This window comes from Fusibacter ferrireducens (genome assembly GCF_015352425.1).
GTDB lineage: Bacteria > Bacillota > Clostridia > Peptostreptococcales > Acidaminobacteraceae > Fusibacter_A > Fusibacter_A ferrireducens.
The window spans coordinates 17,954-39,308 of sequence record NZ_JADKNH010000009.1 but is presented as its reverse complement, the minus strand read 5'-3'; the positions used below and the strand labels follow the sequence as shown (position 1 = coordinate 39,308).

The 21,355-nt window shown below is 38.8% G+C and carries 19 protein-coding genes; 10 read left to right on the top strand and 9 right to left on the bottom strand.

From position 1 onward, the window contains the following. The first annotated feature begins 692 nt into the window (after positions 1–692). The 3 genes from ISU02_RS14885 to recQ all read left to right on the top strand — a co-directional run bounded on the left by ISU02_RS14885 (position 693) and on the right by recQ (position 3,827). On the top strand, positions 693–1,259 hold the full coding sequence (locus tag ISU02_RS14885; RefSeq protein WP_194702634.1) for a GDSL-type esterase/lipase family protein: 567 nt from the start codon (positions 693–695) through the stop codon (positions 1,257–1,259). An 82-nt stretch (positions 1,260–1,341) separates the two neighbouring features. Next, positions 1,342–1,881 carry a DUF1697 domain-containing protein gene (locus tag ISU02_RS14880; RefSeq protein ID WP_194702633.1) on the top strand — a complete coding sequence of 180 codons (540 nt, stop codon included), beginning with the start codon at positions 1,342–1,344 and terminating at the stop codon, positions 1,879–1,881. A 140-nt stretch (positions 1,882–2,021) separates the two neighbouring features. Beyond that, the gene (recQ, locus tag ISU02_RS14875) at positions 2,022–3,827 is read left to right on the top strand and encodes a DNA helicase RecQ (RefSeq protein WP_194702632.1); all 1,806 of its coding nucleotides are present in this window, start codon (positions 2,022–2,024) and stop codon (positions 3,825–3,827) included. A gap of 106 nt (positions 3,828–3,933) precedes the next feature. Here the strand turns inward: recQ and ISU02_RS14870 are convergent, their stop codons facing one another. After that, positions 3,934–4,257 (bottom strand): putative signal transducing protein, encoded by a 324-nt coding sequence (locus ISU02_RS14870; RefSeq protein WP_194702631.1) that lies wholly within the window; start codon positions 4,255–4,257, stop codon positions 3,934–3,936. A gap of 269 nt (positions 4,258–4,526) precedes the next feature. Here ISU02_RS14870 and ISU02_RS14865 point away from each other — a divergent pair, with 269 nt between their 5' ends. After that, on the top strand, positions 4,527–4,955 hold the full coding sequence (locus tag ISU02_RS14865) for a flavodoxin (RefSeq protein WP_194702630.1): 429 nt from the start codon (positions 4,527–4,529) through the stop codon (positions 4,953–4,955). A 6-nt stretch (positions 4,956–4,961) separates the two neighbouring features. Further along, positions 4,962–5,564, top strand: coding sequence for a DUF3793 family protein (locus tag ISU02_RS14860; protein ID WP_194702629.1), 603 nt, complete (start codon positions 4,962–4,964; stop codon positions 5,562–5,564). A gap of 179 nt (positions 5,565–5,743) precedes the next feature. Here ISU02_RS14860 and ISU02_RS14855 read toward each other — a convergent pair whose 3' ends face one another. The 8 genes from ISU02_RS14855 to ISU02_RS14820 form a co-directional block, all read right to left on the bottom strand. Continuing rightward, positions 5,744–7,150 (bottom strand): Na+/H+ antiporter NhaC family protein, encoded by a 1,407-nt coding sequence (locus ISU02_RS14855; RefSeq protein ID WP_194702628.1) that lies wholly within the window; start codon positions 7,148–7,150, stop codon positions 5,744–5,746. Positions 7,151–7,199: 49 nt separating this feature from the next. Beyond that, the gene (locus ISU02_RS14850; protein WP_194702627.1) at positions 7,200–8,354 is read right to left on the bottom strand and encodes an alanine dehydrogenase; all 1,155 of its coding nucleotides are present in this window, start codon (positions 8,352–8,354) and stop codon (positions 7,200–7,202) included. Positions 8,355–8,946: 592 nt separating this feature from the next. Beyond that, positions 8,947–10,353, bottom strand: a complete 1,407-nt coding sequence (locus ISU02_RS14845; RefSeq protein WP_194702626.1) for a sigma-54 interaction domain-containing protein — start codon at positions 10,351–10,353, stop codon at positions 8,947–8,949. 172 nt (positions 10,354–10,525) lie between these two features. Continuing rightward, positions 10,526–11,197, bottom strand: a complete 672-nt coding sequence (locus tag ISU02_RS14840) for a 3-oxoacid CoA-transferase subunit B (protein ID WP_194702625.1) — start codon at positions 11,195–11,197, stop codon at positions 10,526–10,528. 23 nt (positions 11,198–11,220) lie between these two features. Then, positions 11,221–11,949, bottom strand: coding sequence for a CoA transferase subunit A (locus ISU02_RS14835; RefSeq protein WP_194702624.1), 729 nt, complete (start codon positions 11,947–11,949; stop codon positions 11,221–11,223). 59 nt (positions 11,950–12,008) lie between these two features. Further along, a complete protein-coding gene (locus tag ISU02_RS14830) occupies positions 12,009–12,851 on the bottom strand; it encodes an alpha/beta fold hydrolase (RefSeq protein WP_194702623.1) in 843 nt (280 codons plus the stop codon). Positions 12,852–12,886: 35 nt separating this feature from the next. Then, the gene (locus tag ISU02_RS14825) at positions 12,887–14,401 is read right to left on the bottom strand and encodes a sodium:solute symporter family transporter (RefSeq protein WP_194702622.1); all 1,515 of its coding nucleotides are present in this window, start codon (positions 14,399–14,401) and stop codon (positions 12,887–12,889) included. Then, positions 14,394–14,861, bottom strand: a complete 468-nt coding sequence (locus ISU02_RS14820) for a hypothetical protein (RefSeq protein WP_194702621.1) — start codon at positions 14,859–14,861, stop codon at positions 14,394–14,396. The genes ISU02_RS14825 and ISU02_RS14820 overlap by 8 nt, the downstream gene beginning before the upstream one ends. Positions 14,862–15,248: 387 nt before the next feature. Between ISU02_RS14820 and ISU02_RS14815 the strand changes: the two genes are divergently transcribed. The 5 genes from ISU02_RS14815 (at position 15,249) to ISU02_RS14795 (ending at position 21,355) form a co-directional block, all read left to right on the top strand. Next, complete coding sequence (locus ISU02_RS14815) at positions 15,249–15,872, top strand: TetR/AcrR family transcriptional regulator (protein WP_194702620.1); 624 nt, start codon at positions 15,249–15,251, stop codon at positions 15,870–15,872. A gap of 18 nt (positions 15,873–15,890) precedes the next feature. Further along, positions 15,891–16,790, top strand: a complete 900-nt coding sequence (locus ISU02_RS14810; protein WP_194702619.1) for a LysR family transcriptional regulator — start codon at positions 15,891–15,893, stop codon at positions 16,788–16,790. An 872-nt stretch (positions 16,791–17,662) separates the two neighbouring features. Next, on the top strand, positions 17,663–19,360 hold the full coding sequence (locus ISU02_RS14805; protein ID WP_194702618.1) for an ABC transporter substrate-binding protein: 1,698 nt from the start codon (positions 17,663–17,665) through the stop codon (positions 19,358–19,360). 113 nt (positions 19,361–19,473) lie between these two features. Next, positions 19,474–20,442, top strand: a complete 969-nt coding sequence (locus tag ISU02_RS14800; protein ID WP_194702617.1) for an ABC transporter permease — start codon at positions 19,474–19,476, stop codon at positions 20,440–20,442. A 10-nt stretch (positions 20,443–20,452) separates the two neighbouring features. Beyond that, the gene (locus tag ISU02_RS14795) at positions 20,453–21,355 is read left to right on the top strand and encodes an ABC transporter permease (protein WP_194702616.1); all 903 of its coding nucleotides are present in this window, start codon (positions 20,453–20,455) and stop codon (positions 21,353–21,355) included.

The window sequence follows — 21,355 nt, the reverse complement described above, 5'->3', positions numbered from 1 at the left end:
AAAAAAATCAGCTGTCTCAAATATTTTGTGTCTAAAAAAATAATTTATCAATTCTTTTGCAACTGCAACGAGGATGCCTAAAAATCCCCAAGTAAAAAATCTCTTGCTCCATTGAAGGTCTAAAGAAGACTGCTAGACCAAATCGTTTAAACGATGCATAAAGTCATAATATGACTCTATCTGCTTGCTCTATTATAATGTTATCATATTAGGTTGAATAGGGAAATGTTACAGCATCATATGTTTTATTGAACAAAGGACAGGGGCTTATTCTCTGTGCACTAGATAAATATTAGAAATGAGTAACTGGAAAGAGTAAAAATTTTGTATAATTAGAAGAGACGTACTGATGGTAACAACATTTGAGCCATCTTTCGATGCCTCAAACCGATTTTCACTGACGATTTTCCCGATTGAAACCTCGGAGAAAATCTTTCGGCTCAAATCTTGTTGTTTTAATCATTGTCCACCAAAACCTTGTTTTGCCGGACCCGTTTTCGTCTAACCGCTTAGAGCAGGTTGAACATTCCTGCCTCTAAGCTGGACGAAAACTAATGATAATCATTGTCCACCAAAACTTTGTTTTGCCGGACCCGTTCTCGTCTAACCGCTTAGAGCAGGCTGAATATTCCTGCCTCTAAGCTGGACGAAAACTAATGATTTATATAAAAGTAGAAAAAGGTGGTCGTTAAATGAATATAGTCTGTATTGGGGATAGTTTGACATTTGGTTATGGGGTTAAAGCCTCAGAAAGCTGGGTGAGTGTATTATCTGTGAAGTTGGGGATGAAAATAATCAATAAGGGTGTGCCAGGTAATACCACCACTGAAATGAAAAACAGATTTATAAAAGATGTCATAAACTGTAGACCTGATAAAGTGTTGATCATGGGCGGAACGAATGATTTGTTTTTAAAAGGCAGAGTAAGTGACGTTGTAGATAACATTGCTCTAATGATCGAACATTGCAAAAAACATAAAATTGAGCCTATAATTTTGACCTCGCTGCCTGTCAATGAAGACCTCGCTGAAAAAACGTGGTTTACAGATATGGATTACAAGAAAATCAATGCTGATTTGACAGAATTAAGGCATTTGTTAATTCAATATAGTTCAGAGAAAAGTGTGACTTGTTTGGATATTGGCACCCACTTATTAGAGGAAGGCACAATAAGAGACCACTTTTTAGAGGATGGCATACATGTATCAGAAGTGATTCATAAAAGAGTGGCAGAAATAATTTTTGAGTCCATATTCTAAGCAGGGGATGTGCATTTTATCATATAAAAGTGGTTGGTCTTTAATATGTGAAAAATTCTGAAGAAAGCGAGAGATGATTCTAATGAAAAAATATGTTCTTTTTCTGAGAGGTATAAACGTGGGTGGAAAAAACAAGGTATCAATGTCTGAATTAAAGGTACTATTTGAGCAAAATGAATTTAAAGAGGTAGTCACCTATATCAACAGTGGTAATATAATTTTTTCCAGTGATTATACAGATGAAAAAAAGTTAAAAGAAAAATGTGAAGTATTAATTGCAGATCATTTTCAGCTCAATATTCCAGCCATGATTGTATCTGTTGATGATCTCGTTTTAGCGCTTGATCATGCACCTACATGGTGGGGACATGACAAGGCATTAAAGCACAATGCAATCTTTATATTGCCTCCTATGACTGTAGAAGAAGTGTTTAGAGAAGTTGGCGCAATTAAACCTGAATATGAAAAAGTGGCTCATTATGGTCGGGTCATCTTTTGGTCTGCGCCTATTGAAACTTTTTCAAAAACACGTTGGTCAAAGGTTGTGGGTTCATCTGTTTACAAAAGCATCACCATTAGAAATGCAAACACGGTTTACAAGATGATGCAGCTTTCAGAATAATTTATTGCTTGAATTATGGCTGTTTATCTCTTGACATTAGAGTAACACCGTACTTGATCATATAGATAAAAACATGCTAGGGTATGTTATAATAAAATCCGAAGACTCTATTCATCCAATAAACTTAGAGGGAGTTTTAAATGCATACAATTTTAAAAAAATACTTTGGTTATGACGCTTACAGAGAAGGTCAAGAATCTATAATAGAACAAATTGTTTCAGGCCAAGATGCCTTGATTATAATGCCCACAGGTGGCGGGAAATCCATCTGCTACCAAGTGCCAGCCATGATGCTTGAAGGCGTTACAGTGGTAATCTCTCCACTGATTGCATTGATGAAAGATCAGGTGGAAGCACTACTTCAAAATGGTATTCCAGCGACTTTTCTCAACAGTTCCATCACGGCACAAGAGATGAGAACACGTCTTGAGGGCATCTCACAAGGCGAATATAAATTGGTCTACATAGCGCCAGAGGCCTTGATGACTTCGCAATTCACAAGGCTTTCAAGGCATCTTAATATTCAGTTAGTTGCCGTGGATGAAGCGCATTGCATCAGTCAGTGGGGGCATGATTTTAGACCGAGTTACAAAAATATATCTGAATGGATCGATCAACTTGGTAAGAGACCCATCATAGCGGCATTCACTGCCACCGCCACAAAAGAAGTCAGAGAAGACATTTTAGAGCTTTTAAAGCTTCGTGATCCCTTTGTGAAAATATCAGGCGTAAAGCGTGAAAACTTGATTTACAAAGTGATTAGACCCACTAAAAAATACGATTATTTAAAAGAGTGGTTTGAAAAAGTACCTAAAGAACACACGGGCATTATTTATTGTGCCACTCGTAAAACGGTGGAATCTTTAACGGATAAACTTAAAAAAGAAGGGTATTCTGTGGCGGCGTATCATGCGGGCATGAGTACAGAAGCACGCAATAAAACGCAAGATGCCTTTATGCTGGATAAAAAGCAAATTATAGTGGCGACCAATGCGTTTGGCATGGGGATTGACAAGCCTGATGTGCGATTCGTCATCCATTACAATATGCCTAAAAACATGGAAGCTTATTATCAAGAAGCGGGTAGAGCGGGACGTGATGGTGAGGAAAGCGAGTGTTTGCTCATGTACGATGCCTCTGATATCGTCAAGCAAAAGCTACTGATTGCACAGGGGACCAATGACCCTATCAGGTATCGGATGATGCTTTCTAATCTTCAAGCGTTGGTTCAGTATTGTCATACCAGTGCTTGTTTAAATGGTGAAATTATGCGTTATTTTGGAGAGCCAGATCCAGAAACACAGTGTGGGTATTGTGGCAACTGTCTAGACACATCAGAACTTATAGATGAAACGCTTACGTCACAAAAATTGCTTTCATGTGTATATCGAGTGGGTCAGCGGTACGGCATGAACCTTGTCATAGATGTTTTAAGAGGCTCAAAAGCTCAAAGAATCATAGATTGGAAGCTCAATGAGGTTTCGACTTATGGTATTTTAAAGGAAAAATCGGTTCAAGAACTGAAGGATTTAACGATGTTTTTAATTGCAGAGGGCTATTTGAGCATCACCACTGATGAATTCCCAGTCTTAAAGCTCAATGCTTTATCACAAGAAATTTTAAAAGGTCAGAGAACTGTGATGATGAAACAATCACAAAGGCATGTCTCGTCTTCTAAAAGCAAAAAAACCAAAAGTAAAAAAGCCAAAGGACATACCGGTTCGAATCCTGAACTCTATAATGCATTGGTCGATCTCAGACGGACGCTTGCGGAAGAGAAAAGGGTGCCGCTCTATATTATTTTTTCAAATGCAGTGATTGAAGATATTGCAGAATACACGCCTAAAACCAAGGCTGAGTTTATAGAAATTAAGGGTATTGGGGAGAAAAAATACGATCTTTATGGCGAAAGGTTTATGGAAATTGTGAGAGCAATGACATCATAACCTTGCAGATCTATTCCCCATGTGAACGCCATTTTTAAAATACAAAAATAAAAAAGCCGTTAAAATGAAATCTTGAAATTTAGAAATCATTTTAACGGCTTTTTGGTTAATCCTCAGATGGATCAGGATCATCCTCAAAATCATCCTCAAAATCATCTTCAGGATTGATGGCTTCTTCTGCCTGGGCCATGAGAGAAGCTTCATCAATAGTCTGTATTTCGCTAAAATAGAGCGTATGTAGTTTTTTTGCTGCTTCTTCGTCTGCCTCTGAAACAAAAATATCGATGCCGTAGTTCGAAGTTCCCATATAAAGGGTCAGAAATTCCCCGGCCTCCCTATGCTGTGGCATTATTTCAATACCATTATCTGCAAATAATTCTTTGAGCATTTCAAGTTCTATTGGATCAGATACGGTTGCAATTTTAACCATAGTGTTGCCTCCTTATAAACTTAATTTATAAATGTAGAATTGGATGTTATTTAGATTCTATTTGTACCTTATAGTTAAATGATAACACTAATTAAAGCGGAAAGACATGAAATGTTGTATGAAGCATAAATTGTTATATGAAGCATAAATGGCATATGAATTTCTTGTGAAATGGTTGACAAATAAACGGATATTCGATATATTAGTTCTTAGATGTAAATGATAATCATTATCAATAAAATACAATTTGGAAAGAGAGGAATCATGCAATGAAAACAGTAATGGTAATTTATTGGAGTGGCAGTGGGAACACAAAAACTATGGCAGAGGCCATTTGCAAAGGCATAGAAGATGCAGGCGAAAAGGTCATATTAAAGGACGTTGGATCAGCTTCAATAGAAGACATTAATAGTTATAGTCATATTGCACTGGGTTGTCCTTCAATGGGGGCAGAAGTCTTGGAAGAAGTGGAGATGGAGCCTTTTATTGATAGTATTCAAGATCTCGTAAAGGGGAAGAAGATTTTGCTATTTGGCTCCTATGGATGGGGTGCTGGCGAATGGATGAGAGATTGGGAAGAACGTATGAGAAATTATGGCGCTGACTTAATTGCCGATGGTCTCATCATTAATGAAACACCAGATCAATCAGGCCTAGATGAATGTACTGAATTTGGAAAGCAACTTGCGAACAGTTAAAAATGTATGATGAATAAAAATATAGAGAAGAACGAAATTGTAAAAATTCAAAACGATGCGTTCAATCAGCTTTATAGGCAGATGGCTATAAACTGCGCACCAACGATTTTAGGTGAAAAACCAGCCTCCTTATTCTGTATAAAGAATAAACCTACTTTGATAAAAAATTTTGAAGATCAACAGCCAAGGATCGAAAAATTATTTGGTGTGAAAATATTTGTACTGAAACATAGTGAAAATCACCTTGTTATCTTACTTTATAATTTAATTGAGTTAATGAGTATTCTCAGTACGACTGAAGCCTCTCAATTTCTGGAATCAATGGGATATGTGCTATCAGACTCATTGGACGTTATTCTATATCAGCTGAGCACGAATTTTGAAGCGGGATGCCCTCATGAAATTGGTATTTTTTTAGGCTATCCAATTCTGGATGTGAAAGCATTTTTAGAGCCTAAATCTGAATGCCTTCTATGTGGGTATTGGAAGGTGTTTTCCAATGTTGAATCGGCTAAAAAAACCTTTGAAAGATATGATAAAGCTAAAGCATTTGTAACGAATGTATTTGAAAACGGATTGGATTTTCAGGAACTTTTACTCTGCATATAAGCAAGTTTGAAAAATGAACCCCCTTGTAGTCAGAATCAAATTCTAACGATAAGGGGGTTCTTTCGTGACATTGAATTTTCTGACGTTTCATTAGGACGAAATTAATAAAACAAAATCAAGAAAATGAAATCAATGAAATGAAATCAATGAAATGAAATCAATAAAACGATATGGTAAAACTATACGACAAAACCAATGATGAGGTATAAAATGGCAGCAAATCCAGCAGCGGTAAGTGCATAAGGAATTTGTGTTTTTACATGATCTATATGGTCAGCTGCAGCACCAGTGGATGCTAGAATTGTCGTGTCAGAAAGTGGTGAACAATGATCTCCAAAAACACCACCACCAGCAACTGCGGATACAGTGGCCAATACTAAGAAAGTGATTTCATTGCCTGAAAAATTAAAAGCTAGAGGTGCAGCAATTGGCATTACAATGGCAAAGGTACCCCAAGAGGAACCTGTTGAAAATGAAATTGTCGCTGCAATTAAGAACGTTACAAAAGGCAATAAGTTGGGAGTTAACCAAGTTTCAGTGATGGAAATAATGTAGTTTGCCGTGCCCATTTGCTTGCTCAAACCGTTGATAGAGTAAGCAAGTGCTAAAATGATAATCGCTGGCATAATCCCTTTCATGCCTTTCATTGCAGTATCCATGATATCTTTAAAAGGAATGCCTTGGATACGCATAATAATGCCTAAGACAACAGAAGCGGTTAAGAAAGCTTCCATTGTTTTCGCAGATTTAAGTGTGATAAAGGTACCCACTGCAATACAGATGACGATAAAGACTGGAAAAAGAAAATCGAAAAAGACATGCGTTTTAATACCTGGATACGGTGGTGTATCAGTCAATTCTTCTCCAACGAGTGGCTCAGCGCCATCACGTAAGACTTTGCCTTCAGTTAAAGCACGTTTTTCTGCCTTTTTCATCGGTCCAAATTCAGGAATAATGCCTGCTGAAAAAAGGCCTACTAATACAACTGCTATGATTGCGTAGAAGTTAAAGAAAACTGCTTTTGTAAAGATAAGCATGCCCTGTTCAGCCGTTTCCACAGGTCCAATCCCCACAAGTAGACCTGATATAAAGACTGCCCAACCTGTTATTGGAACGAGAACACTCACGGGAGCAGACGTTGAATCTGCTATATAAGCAAGCTTTTCACGCGAAATTTTAGCATCATCGGATAAACTTCTCATGGTTGACCCAACAAATAGTGGACTGAAGTAGTCGCTGAAAAATACGAACATCCCCATAACCCAAGCGGTTAATTGAATTTTTTTGCGAGAGAGTTTCTTGTTTTTCATAACTTCTGTAAAGCCCTGTATGGCACCTGTTCTCTGAAAAAAAGCGATGAGAATCCCAATAAATATTTCAAGTAGAAGAATCCATGAGAAACTCGTTGTCCCTAGAGATGTTTTGAGTAGTGTTGGAAATGCCATCAAACCTTCACCAGTGAGTAATACACCAATAAAAATAGCGATGAATAGTGAAAAAACAGTATTCCTTGTCTTAAATGCTAGAGCAACTGCTATTACTGCTGGAATCACAGAAATAAACCCCATATGTGTCATGCCATCCATAATATTGCCTCCCTTATTAATAATAAACTTCAAAGTTACAATTTGTCACCTACCCGATATGAGTTGTGGTTGCACTTGGTGCAAGATTCAAATCCTTTCGATCGGCGATATCCAATACGGTTTCAGGTGAGGTAAATGGTCTCTTTTGGATAACGCTTGTTTCAGTGTGTGTCAATGCCCCCTTATAGACACACAGACTTCTTCTGAGATAACCATCTTTTACGCAGGCCTCTGTGATTCCGTTGTTCGCAATGGAAAGGATATGTGGAAAGATGGAAGCTGCATAAGCTTTGGAAACCGTATGCGGTGCAGCACCTGGAATGTTATCAACACCATAGTGCAAGACGCCGTTAATGACATATGTTGGTTCCAAATGTGTTGTCGGTCTATAGGATTCTACAGCACCGCCAACATCTGCACTCACATCTACGATCACAGAACCCTTCTTCATCAGTTTTAAATCTTCCTCATAAATCAAGTGATCTTTTCGATGCTTAGGCCATTTTACACAATTTACGACCAAATCGATATCGCCTAAAATACTTTGAATATTAGAGCGATTGGAAATCATAGTTGTCACATTTTTTGAAAACTGATATTGCGAGTCTCGGAGTATGCCAACATTGATATCCATCAAATACACTTGTCCTCCCAACGAAGCAAGTATATCTACGGCACCTTTACCAACGATTCCAGCACCAAGAACGAGCACTTTCGCAGCGGGTGCGCCCCCAATTCCGAAGATGGACTGCCCTCTGCCGCCGTTGATGCTGAGTAGGTGATAGGTCCCCATAATAGCACCGAGTTTTCCAGCTGCTTCACAATTTGGTGAACCGTACTTATGTGTGTCTTCTGCAGTGAAAGCAATCACCTTTTTATCCAGTAAGACTTGAACCTCTTCTGGATTAGCTGCTGGGTGAATACAAGTAAAGATGATTTGATCTTCTCTGAGCAGTGCATATTCAGAAGGCTCTATTTCTTTCACTTTAGTGATAAAATCGACTTTGTCAAAGAGCGCTTCTTTGGATTCTAAAATAGTAGCACCAGATTTTTTATAGGCTTCATCTTCAAAGCCAGCCAAAGCACCAGCAGATTTTTGAACAAAGACCTCATGACCGCTTTGAATTAATTCTTTAACTTCAACGGGTGTGAGAATAACCCGTGATTCGCCTTCTTTTACTTCCTTTAAAATGCCTATTTTCATAATATTCATCCTTTCATCTTGTCCATTTGATTAAGATTACTTAGATATAATGGCAATTATCGTGCCAAGTTTTAGAGCAAAATTTGATGGAAATGGCCTTAAATCCATGCGAAAATGGTTGCAAATGAGATTATTTTTGTTATATATATATCAATTCTGCCATTAAAGTGACAAAAAAAGGTGCCCAAAACATAACAATTCGGTCATAATGTTATATTTTGGGCATTTTTGTTACATTATGGGCAGTTTGATAACATCACCTTTTATTTTGTATTGAGCGTAATAAAATTGTATACTCAGTTCGCTTCGCTACCTTCGTAACTTGATCACTGGATACACGTTCAAGTCTTCCACTTACGTACTCAGTTCGCTTCGCTACCTTCGTAACTTGATCACTGAATACACGTTCAAGTCTTCCACTTACGTACTCAGTCAGCTTCGCTACCTTCGTAACTTGATCACTGAATACATGTTCAAGTTTTCCTCTTACATACTCAGTCCACTTCGCTACCTTCGTAACCCTTGTGCAATCCTAACGGATTGCATTCAGTTGGCGTTTGGACGCCCACTTTGAGAAGTGAGGGACACCTTCTCAAGGGTTATATAAATCTATTTTTCTTTGCAAAGTTTGTCGAGGCATCTTTAAAATACGAGATGCTTTTGAAACGTTTCCACCAGTTTCTTGAATTGCTCTTTGGATCAATTGACGTTCTACATTTTCCACAGCTTCTTTTAAAGGTTGCAATTCAATTTGGTCATAATCTGAAGGTTCATATTCAATGGCTTTGATGTCCGTGATACGCTGTTCGATATGATGATACTCTAAGATTTCTTCATCTTTATGTGTTTTAGAGATGCCATATTGAAGAAAGTGATCAAGCTCTCGGATATTACCTGGCCAATGGTAGCTTGTGAAAAAGTCATAGACATTTTTAGATACTTTTGTGATGTTTCGATCGAGTTGTCTATTGTAACGAGTGATAAAAAAATCCATTAAGGGTTTAATATCATTAAGTCTATGGCGTAAAGGCGGAATTGCAAAATAGAGCACACAAAGTCTATAGTAAATATCTTGCCGCAACTTATGAGATTGAATACATTTTAAGGGTTCTTCGTTAGAAGCGCTGATAATGCGTACATCTACTTTCTTTTCTTTTTTATCGCCGAGCCTGCGCACGTAACCTTCTTCTAAGACGCGGAGCATTTTAGCCTGAAGTCCAATGGGCATGGAATTGATTTCGTCTAAGAATAGGGAGCCGCCATCTGCGAGTTCAAAGAGACCTGGAGAATCAATAGCACCTGTATAACTGCCTTTTGTCGAACCAAATAGGATGCTTTCGAGTAGATTCTCTGGGATAGCAGCGCAATTTTGAGCAACGAATGGGCCGTCTTTGCGCTCACTGGCATTATGCACGGCATGGGCGAACAATTCTTTACCGGTGCCAGTCTCACCGTAGATAAAAACAGGGGCTTTGTTGTCCGAGAGGTGTGTGATCTGATTTTTGATATCTTCTATTTTGGGGTCATTAGAGATGATATCCTCCAAAGTGTAGCGTGCTCGATCTGATCCTAGGCGATATTCGGGCAGAAATTTATGCTGAAAGATGGCTTTATCGATTTCAAAAATATATTTTTCGCGTTCGCCTTGTGAAGTGATGTCTTTAGAGAGTTCAATGGCGCCGATGATTTCGCCGTTGGCTTTAATTGGAATTGAAACGTTCATGGTTTCTATGGTACATCCAGTGATGTCAGTGATTTTTTGTGTCTTCTTCTGTATGATTTTCTTATGGTTGATGGCCGAATAGAGTGTGCTCGTCTTTTGATTAATGTTGGTAAAGACCTCATCCAATTTTTTACCGATAATATCCTTTTCAATCATTTCAGGATAAAAATTAGGATTGAATTTGATCGAATATTGGATGATGCCTTTATTGTCGATGATGGTGACACCATCGATGTACTCAATTTCTTTAAAAAAATTATTCGATTTTGATGACATAATCAATCCTCCTGATAATCACGATATTGTATCATTACTTTAGTTCTATCATTATATCATGTTATCTCTGAATATAGGAGGGGACAATTGTTAGATATAAAAGCACTATTGCGCCTCTAGACGACTAGATTTGCAATAGCGCTTTATATGATTTAAAACAATATTTTTGAACCTAAAAGCCCATTTGATATTCTCTAACTTTGTTAGGATTGATGGTAAAGCTTGCATCCGTAACCATTTGTAGTGCTTCAACAGTTAAGTCTGGTGCAATTTCTTCAAGTTCTAGGCCATTTTCGGTTACGCTAAAAACGGCTTGATCAGTGATGATCGTGTCAACGACGCCCTTTCCAGTGAGTGGGAGTGTACAGGACTGAAGTATCTTAGAATTGCCATTTTTATCACAGTGTTTTAGTATGGCAATGACTTTTTTGGCGCCTCCAACAAGGTCCATTGCACCGCCCATACCGGGCAAATATTTGACTTCGTCAAAAGGAATGGCCCAGTTTGCAATATTGCCGCTTTGATCTACTTCAAGTGCCCCTAAGATGGTGACGTCCACGTGTCCACCTCTTATGATAGCGAAAGAAGTGGCAATGTCAAAAATACTTGAACCAGGTAGTAATGTAATGGGTTGGGAGGCGGCATTTGCAAAGTCTGAATCCTCGCTGCCCAGTTCAGGTGTGGGGCCAAACATCAATGCACCATTTTCGGTTTGGAAAATAATCGCCTTTTCGGGTGAAATATAATTGGCAATGCCCACTGGCATGCCGAATCCCAGATTTACAACTTCGCCATCTTGCAGTTCCAGTGCAGTTCGCCTGACTATTCTCTCTCTTGCATCCATTTGGGTTGACCTCCTGTCTTCAGTTATTCCGCTTTAGGGTGTAAATAGCCACTTTTAATCCAAAGTTCACGATAGAGTGCCTGCTGTTCGGCGATTGGATAGCCCTCGACGACAGCATTTACAAAAATACATGGGGTTCCAACCCTTTCAGGATCAATAGATCCCAATTCTACGATTTCATTGACTTCCGCAACCGTATAATCAGCGGCTGAAGCCATGACGGGATTGCTGTTTATGGCAATGCCACGATATTGGATATTGCCAAGTGTATCTGCTCGGAAACCTTTTATAAAGGCGATATCAGCACGAAGTGGTAATTCTATCAAATAGGGTTTGCCGTCAATCGTGATTTTTTCCTTCCCCTTTTCCACTAGGGTATCTACACCTATTGGTGTAACAACGGCACCTAGGCCAGCACCGCCTGCTCGGATTTTTTCAATCAGTGTCCCCATGGGATAGTATTCTATTTCAACTTCTCCATTTTTGTAAGCTTGTATGGCTTCCGGACAAGTGCCCGAATGTGCAGTAATAAATTTACGAATCTGTTTTTGTTTAAACAGAGGTGCTAGATCAAAATTACCGCCAGGATAGGAATTGACAATGGCAATCACGGTTAAGTCTTTAACGTTCTTTTCAGAAAGTTTTTCGAGGCACTGCAAGGGTGAGCCCACCCCCAAGAATCCGCCGATCATGATTGTCATACCATCTTTGACTTGGTTGATAACATCGTCGAGCGATCTTACTTTATTCATCGACTTTCTCCTTTTTTTAACGACCTGTCAAATTATAGACCCATCTATTTTATAGCGGTCTATTTAAAACATTTTTCCACAAAATGATGTATTGTGTTTTGAAGTTCAGGAATGTCTTTATGCATCATCGTAAAATGATTTGCATCTGTAATATAGTAGTCTAAATGTTTTATGAGTGCTTTGGTTTTATCATACGCTTTCTCATAATAAAGCGGTGCATTTCCTAGGCTACCCTTTGCGTACACCAATAATACAGGGCAGGAGATATTAGGCAGAATAGACTCATGGGGATATTCTAGTAGACTGACTAAGTCGCTATGGATGGCGTCTGCACTACCTTTGCATTTAAACTTACCCTCAGTGGTTTGACCAATTTCGTGGTTAACGCTGTTGCTGAGCACTTCATTCCAAGCAAGGCCCATGGCTTCGTATGACTTGCGAGCGCCTTCGACATAGTCTTCTTTTTGTTCAAATATATTTCGAACCCTCTCCAGAGCAGGTTCAATATTTTCAACATCTTGTTCAGTGACAACGCCAGCACCATCTAAGAGCACAATACCGCGGATATCTTTTCTGCGCGACGCAATGATAGCGGCTGTATAAGCGCCCATAGAGTGTCCGATAATCAATGGATTTTTAAGACCGAGATCCTCCATAATGGCGAGGGCATCTTCAGCATGTTTCATGACGTTGCTGTCGGGATCTGCTGGAGAACTGTTGCCTCTGCCTCTGAGATCATAGGAGATGAGATGGTATTCTCCGCCAAGTGTATTTGCAATTAACTGAAAGTGATTTGCATTACCTGTTAATGCGTGGATGCAGAAGATGGGGCCTTTTAGGCCCTCCCATTCCATTAGATAGAATTCGAAATTACCGATTTTTTTTAGATATTCTTTTTTCATTGACTTGATGATACCTCCTATAATTTGTGATATATTTACAATTCCATTGCGGCTTTGACACGAGGATCAAGCGCATCCCCTTTAGCCCCCTTTGTGAACAGGGAAACCACAATAGTAACTAGGATAGATAAAGCGATAACGTTCATGTACCAAGGTAACCCGCCTGGCCATTTGATGCCTGTGCCTACTAAAAACATGCAGGTGATGTTCAAAATTAAGGATACTAAAAGGCCTGAAAAAGCACCCTCTTTGCTGCAACCCTTCCATAATAACCCGATCACGAAGACAGGGAATGTAGCGGTAATAAAAGTACCATAGCCAAGTGTCGTCAACATGGCAACCATAGAACCGCTTTTCAGAGTGAATATGATGGTTGCAATACCGAGGACGATCATTGCCACACGGCCTATAGTGACTTGTTTTTGAGAACTGAGTTTGATGCCAAGTGCATCGGGAACATCTCTAGCAATCATTCCTGAAGCCATGGTTAAAAACATGCTGGAAGTGGATAATGCTGCGCTGATCACGGCGGCATAGGTGAAAATTTGTCCGATGACCCCCACATATTCTGAAAAAGCAAGAATCGCACTATCTGCATTTTCTAAAGGCATGATTTTGCCGCTGGCCACTAAATACATAGCCCCCATCCCTGCAACGACCGCTAAAAATGAAACAAATAAATGTGCTACAGATGCGAACAATCCCATTTTGGGCATATCTCTAGGGTCTTTTAATGCATACATTCTGGATAAAATAGCGGGTTGTCCCAACAGTCCAATCATAGGCATAATGATGAATGCCATTGTGGTGCCATTAGTGGCTATGCCCCAACCATCTAACATGTTAGGTGAAAATGTTTTGGTAATACCGGCACCTGTTACCGTTGGCATAGCAGCAATAGTCATCACTGCATTCCCCATACCGCCAGTAATAACATAGAAAGAAATGATCAAGATGATGCCTGCAATCACCATGACAAACCCTTGAAAAGCTTGGGTCAACAAGCCACCCACATCCCCACTGATAGCGGTGTAGATGATGAGAACGCCAAAAATAATCAGTGCGGAAGTCAAAGGAGACCAGCCCAGTAAATATCCAAATAGAACTGTAACGCCTTTAATCTGAGAAGAAAGATAAGCAATGCTGGCAAGGAAAATTAATATAGCGAAGACCAGTTTGATGCCTCGGTGATTTTCAAAGCGTAAAGCGGCTACATCTCCTAGAGTTGAGATCGGAGCGATTTCAGCCATAGCGCGCATCTTTTTGCCTAGAATAATATAACTCATTGCAAAGCCACCCGAGGACAGAATCCAGAGATTGATGGTATTGCCAAGCACGTAGAAATTACCGGGAACACCCATTACGGCAAAAACACTGGCTGCTGCTGACATCGTTGCCAATCCCACAGCGGCTGGACCAAATAATGCGGTGCTTCCAAAGAAGGATTGGGCGTTACTCATTTTCTTTTTAGACCACCAGCCTATTAAAAGAGAAACGACTATAATACCAAATGCACAAAGTGCAATGGCAACTCTTGCACTATTACTCATACAATTTACCTCCTTTGTTCAATTCTTGGTTCAGGGATTTAATTTTTGCCTGATAGGACGCCCAGTCTTCTTGAGAAAGCCACTTGTCTTTGTTGTAGTAAAAGCCCAAAGATAGCGTTAATACAGAGCCTACCCATGCTATGAATAGCCATGCAAAAGAAGGATGAAACCCCATAACGGTAAAAGTGGGGGCGTTATTTCTGAAAAGAGTTGAATAATAGCCCACCAGTCTAAAACTGACTACCCAAAGTACAAACCAAGCTAAAATAGGATACAACATAAACCCTTTTTCGAGCTTGCCATGGCGCTTGGCACCAGCAATGAGGTACAGCAACATCATGACGAAAGAAACGAAAATGCCTTGATACCAGTAGCCTACCCATGCCATGATGGTTATAGCGCCCCATAAAATCCCTGTGGTCACAATAAGAATGTCATTCTTGTTTGAAGATTCAATCATATTAATCCTCCTAAATAGATTGTTGGTTAGGATGTTGACTCCTTAACCATTGTTACTACCCAAATAAATGATTGCCTGCGTTTCCCTACCTAGAGCTAATTTTGAGATGTTTTTTTGCTTGTCCCCCTTTTTGATATCATTTCTCTGGTAAATCAAATAATCGTCTGAATTTTCTGACACAATATCTAATGTGATTATATAGTGATACTTTAATGTTGTGAAATACCAATAATTCATAACTTATAACCAGTGGTTATAAATGAATTTTGGTCATTGACATTGTTTTTCGGTTTGATATACTAAAAAAAAGCCTTACACAGACTTTCAAGAGATCCCTTATATGAATGGGGAAATGCATAAAATTTGATTGTTAAGGGGATGATGTAAATGCCGAGACATTTTTCACCAGAAGAAAAAGAGCTCATTCAAGATAAGATTCTGGATGCAGGGATGGTTTTATTCACTAAATTTGGTGTCGGAAAAACAACTATTGAAGACATTACAAAAGAAGCACATATTGGAAAAGGTACATTTTATCTGTTTTATGGTTCAAAGGGTGCTTTTTATCTTGATCTGTATGAGAGGGAATGGAAAAAGTTGAATGGCAAGATGGAAAGTTTATTTTTATATAAAAAAGGTAAACTATCCGATTTATTGCTGGCCTATATTATTGAGAACAGACGTCACTTGTTGGAACATCCTATTTTATCAAAAGCCTATGAACCTTCAACTGTCTCATCTATTTTCGATCAAGCTGGGCACGAAAGGTTAAGAGAATTCAAAAGGTTGAGCAGTGAAAAACTCTGCCAAATTATCGATAGTTGGATTTCAGCAAATGATTTAATTTGCCCCATAAGAACTGAAGTTGTTGCTGGCATGATGAGAAGTCTTAGTTTTTTAAATTACCATCGCATGGAAATTGGAGAAGATATTCTAGATGAAGTGGTGATGAGATTTGCAGATAATATTGCTCTAATGGTGAGGGAAGCAACGAGCACCGGAACAGAATAAAAAGAAGGTTGTGATTTTTTGGATATTAAACAGCTCATATATTTTGTAGAGGTAGCTAAAGAGAAAAGCTTTACAAAGGCGGCTGCAAATTGTTATGTCTCTCAGCCAGCACTTAGCAAGTCTATTAGGCATTTGGAAGAAGAATTGGATTCTCGATTATTTATTAGAGATGGGGCAATCTTTGAACTCACAAAAGAGGGTGAAATTTTATTTGCAGATGCCACAAATCTTATTGATAATTTCCATAATATCCGGAAAAACATTGAAATGACACGGACTCATCTGGATGCTCCCATTAAAATAGCGGTGTCTCCGTTTTTGGGGAATCTCTTCTTTGGTAAAATCATAGCAGAATTCTGTGCATTAAATCCTGGCTTGCCAATCAGCTATTACGAGACGGATAAATTATCTTTAATCAGTCCTAATTTTATAAAGACAATGGATATCTCCCTGTTATTATCGCCGCAAAAAGAGTTTGAGGTCACAGGCGATTATGATGTAAGCAATCTGATGCCCTGTAATCTTATGGGTTTGGTATCTCATCAGCATGGGTTTGAAAAGAAGAATAATCTGAGCTTACAATCATTTTTGAGAGAAACCATTATTACGACGGATGATGTCTTACAAATTATAAATGCAAACGATTTGAATCCGTTGGGCAAGAAGCATGTTTTTTCAGCTTTAAACGCAGAATATGTACAAAATATGATTTTGCACAAAGAAGGACTTTTAATACTTCCTGATTTCATTGCGAAATCCATGGCAGCAAATCCAAGATATAAACTTTTAGAACTTGAGTACGATATTACTTGTAGATTGGTATTAATTGCGAAAAAGAATGTGAGATACAGTAAAATACTAGAAAAAATTCAAAGATATATTTTTAGTGAATTCAATCTGAAATATAGGACTTTATAAAGTTGTTTTTTACTGGAAGAAGTCAATAGGGCATAAAGATCTGACGAAGAGGTCTAGAGTAAATCAAATTATTTTGAATTGCTTTAGGCCTCTTCATGTTCAAGAGGGGTCTTGGGAGTCTCTTGAGGGCGATTATGTTTTGATTCCGATCAAACAGGATTCAATTGGAATGACATTTGATCTACTCAGGTGAGAAACAAGTGATTGTTGAGAAATCCTAGATATCGTCGGCCGTCTTCCTGTTTTCAGGACAGATGTGTCTTTAACAGTGGTAATTATAGTAAATGACAAAAAAGGCTTTAAAGTCGCTATAAAAAGTTGTAAAAGGCATAAGATAGGGTAGAACATTTGTAATTAAAGACTTAGAGAAGATCGGAATGCATTTTAAGAATGGTGTCAGTGGGCTTGTATCCATTGATAGAAGCCTATATGTGAAAGATGGCATCAAATTTGCTAATAAATATAGAATGTAAGATAAAGCGGCAACCCATAAACAGAATTCAGAAATCGGGAAATAAGCTATATTTTTAAATCAGGAAATGAGCAATAATTGCCATTGAAGTGGTTGCGCGTTCTATAAAGCAGCTTAAAGCTTCTATTGCTGTGACATAAGGTATGCCGTTATCAGGGGAATCTCTTGTTAAACTCGATGGGAAAAGGGTACTCTATATAGAGTGAATGACCGTTAGAGTATTTACGGAAAACTGAATTTTGACACGTTACTCTTAGAAGCATAAAATATAAGTAGGCATAAAATATAAATGGGCATAAAAGCAGATAATAAAAGTAGATATAAATAGCTTATAGCATATTTGGGGGCAAAAAATGACATAGAGTCATTTTTATATATTTAAAAGAATGGGGGAAAAAACATGAAAAAGATCTTTAGTTTATTGTTGATATTGACATTGGTATTAAGTCTTACAGCTTGTGGGACTTCTAAAACTGATGGCGGTTCGACACCAGCGGCTGAGACGCCTGCTGAAAAACACATTGTCAACTTGGGGATTACAGCTTTCCCAACAAATACGAATCCTTTCATACAAACCATGCAAGCGGATCACAATGCACTGCGCATGTATGAAACATTGGTGATTCAGGATGCCAAAACACTTGAGTTTAAAGGGATTTTAGCAGACAGTTGGACAGCTTCTGATGATGGACTCGAATGGACGGTTAAACTCAAAGAAGGCATCAAATGGCAAGATGGTGAAGCCTTCGATGCAGATGATGTGATGTTTACTTATGGCATCATTTTAGACAACATGGAAAACGAAAATGCGAGCTTTAGCAGAAAAGCTGACGTAAAATCAATTGAAAAGATTGAGAAGCTAGGCGATTATGAGGTCAAATTCACGACGAAGACACCGGTTGCCAATTTTCTAGACACACCACTTCAAGTCATCTATATCGTACCAGAACATATTTTTGGTGCGATGCCACTTGCAGAGATGCTTGAGTTTACAAATCCAAATCCGATTGGGACATCACCTTGGAAATTGGTTGGAGAATTCAATCCGCAAAACACAGAACTCGAATACGAAAGATATGAAGACTATTATGGTACAAAACCAAATGTAGATGGGTTGCTATTCATTTTATTCGAAAACTCAGATACGATGTATCAAGCTTTTAAAGCAGGATCCATAGACATGTTCTCACCAAGTGGCACTCAAGCGGAAGAACTTGAAAGTGATCCCAACGTCAAGGTCTTAAAGAATTTACAACCTAAATTAACAGAGATTGGTATTAACAGTTCGGATGATCCAAGATCAACCGTTAACAAATCACTTAAAATTAAAGAAGTGAGACAAGCCATTAATCTAGCACTTGATAAGCAAAAGCTTGTAGACGATGTTCTAAAAGGCGTCGGTTATGCAGGGACGACGATCGTTCCAACTTCAGCAGGCAAATGGCATTTACCAGGCGAACATGAGTACAGTCCAGAAAAAGCAATTGCTCTACTTGAAAAAGCGGGCTTTACAGATTTTGAAACCGTTCAAATCAGCGGTAGAGATGTCAAAGTGAGAAAGAATGCTGAGGGGGATACTTTATCTTTCAGAATGGCACTTTTAACAGATGGTTATGCATGGCATTACAGAGACAGTGCGCTCTATATTGTCAAATGGCTTGAAGAAGTCGGCATTGGTTTAGAACTTCAATCTATAGATGGTTCTGCACTTGGCGATATGATGAACTTAGATGCAGATAATTTCTGTGACTTTGATATGTATATTTGGGGTTGGACGCCAGGTTATGATCCAGGATTTATCCTAACGGTTCTCACAACAGATCAAATCGGTGGTCGCCAAGAAGTCATGTATTCAAATCCAAAATACGATGCGCTTGTGGACTTACAAATCACACAAGTTAATGAAGCGGAAAGACTTGAAACCGTTCATGAAGCACAAAAAATCATCTTAGAAGATGCACCTTATATTCCACTCTATTACCAAGGCTACTATGACGCATACAGAACAGATAAATATGAGGGCTTTATCCAATTTGCAGGAGACGGTACAATCTTTAATAATGAAACCTACATCAATATTAAGCCTGTATCCAAATAATATTTGAATTCAATGGAAGAGTGTTCCTCTTTAGGGCACTCTTTCATTTGAATAAAAGTGTTGTTTTAACAACGTTTCCTCGCAATAAGTACGATAGATGATGGGGGTAATCCATGAATTTTAGGTATTTTACTAAAAAAATATTTCAAAGTATCATTACAATTTTAATCGTATTGACCATTAGTTTCATTCTCTTTAGAGTCATGCCGGGAGATCCCACTTCTATGTTTGTAAAAAGCGGTGTGGACCCAGAGGTTGCAGCACAAATTAAGGCCAATTACGGCTTGAACTTGCCGATATATCAACAGTATTTTGTATACATCAAAAATGCCATGATGGGTGATTTTGGCACATCTTTTTCATTTAAAAAACCCGTTATGGAAGTCATCTGGAACAGATTGCCGAATACACTCTTGTTGGCACTTTGTGCTCAAGCGTTGGCAATTGCCTTTGGGATCATCTTTGGGACTGTGGCTGCTGCGCACAGGGGTAAGAAAATCGATGTGGGCTTACTCAGTATAGCGCTTTTAATCTACGCAATTCCAGCATTTTGGTTTGGTATGGTGCTCATCGTTATCTTTGGTGTCAAGCTCGGATGGGCCCCTTTATTTGGCATGATGACACCAGGGCTTAGAAATGTAAGTACCTTTACTTATATTAAGGATGTGGCACACCATTTGATCATTCCGACAATCACACTTGGGCTTGCTATCTTTGGCAGCTATGTCATGATTATGAGAAGTTCACTGTTGGATGTTTTTACAGAAGATTATATCAATACTGCTAGAGCGAAGGGCTTTAGTCGAAAGTATATCATCAGAAAGCATGCGCTTCCGAACGCCATGCTCCCCATGGTCACTGTAATTGCAACTTCAATCGGTTTTATCGTTGCAGGTGCCATACAAACGGAAACGGTTTTCACATGGCCGGGTGTTGGGACATTGCTTTTAAAAGCACTTACTGCTAGGGATTACCCACTATTACAAGGGTCGTTTTTAATCACAAGTTTTGCTGTGGTGGCGGCTAATTTTATTGCGGATATCATCTATATGTACATTGATCCGCGTATCCGATATGAATAGGGGTGACTAAATGGAAAATTCAAATCATAAGAAACAGATTAAGAAGGACAAATTTGAAGTCAGATTGAGAAATTTTAAGAGATTTACAAAAGCTTTTTTTGGCAATAGAATTGGCACGATTGGTTTTTTAATGGTGATATTATTCTTTGTCATCGCTTTTGTTGGGCCTAAAGTTTATCCGTACTCAACGATAGATGTTGGCAAAGGGCCTATGATGGCACCCCCTTCTTCAGAATTTATATTTGGGACAGATCATTTGGGGAGAGATCTCTTTGGCGCCATAATTCATGGGACGAAGACTTCTCTAATTGTAGGGTTCTCAGCGGCATTTATTTCTATTAGTATTGGAACAATCATTGGACTGGTTGCAGGTTTCATAGGTGGGAGATTTGATAGCATACTCATGAGATTTACAGATGGCATGATGGTTTTGCCTAAACTGCCACTGATTATGGTATTATCTGCACTTCTAGGGACTAATATTAGGAACATCATCTTAGTAATAGGGTTCACAGGTTGGACGGGTACCGCTAGATTGGTGCGTTCACAGGCTTTATCCATAAGAGAGAGGCCTTACATTGAACGTGCAAAATCGATCGGTGCTGGTAATTTCTATATCATGTACAAGCACATTTTGCCGAATGTATTTCCAGTGATTTTCGCCAATACGATTTTGGCCACAGCTTCAGCAATATTGGCAGAAGCTTCATTGAGCTTTTTAGGTTTAGGCGATCCGCTTTCGGTGAGTTGGGGACAGGTGCTCAACGGTGCGTTTGTAAATGGTGCAGTGAGCATAGGTGCATGGTGGTATTTTGTACCCGCAGGGGTAGCGATCATTTTATTAGTACTCAGTTTCACTTTTGTAGGGTATTCTTTTGATGAAATTCTTAATCCAAAGTTAAGAGGTAGATAA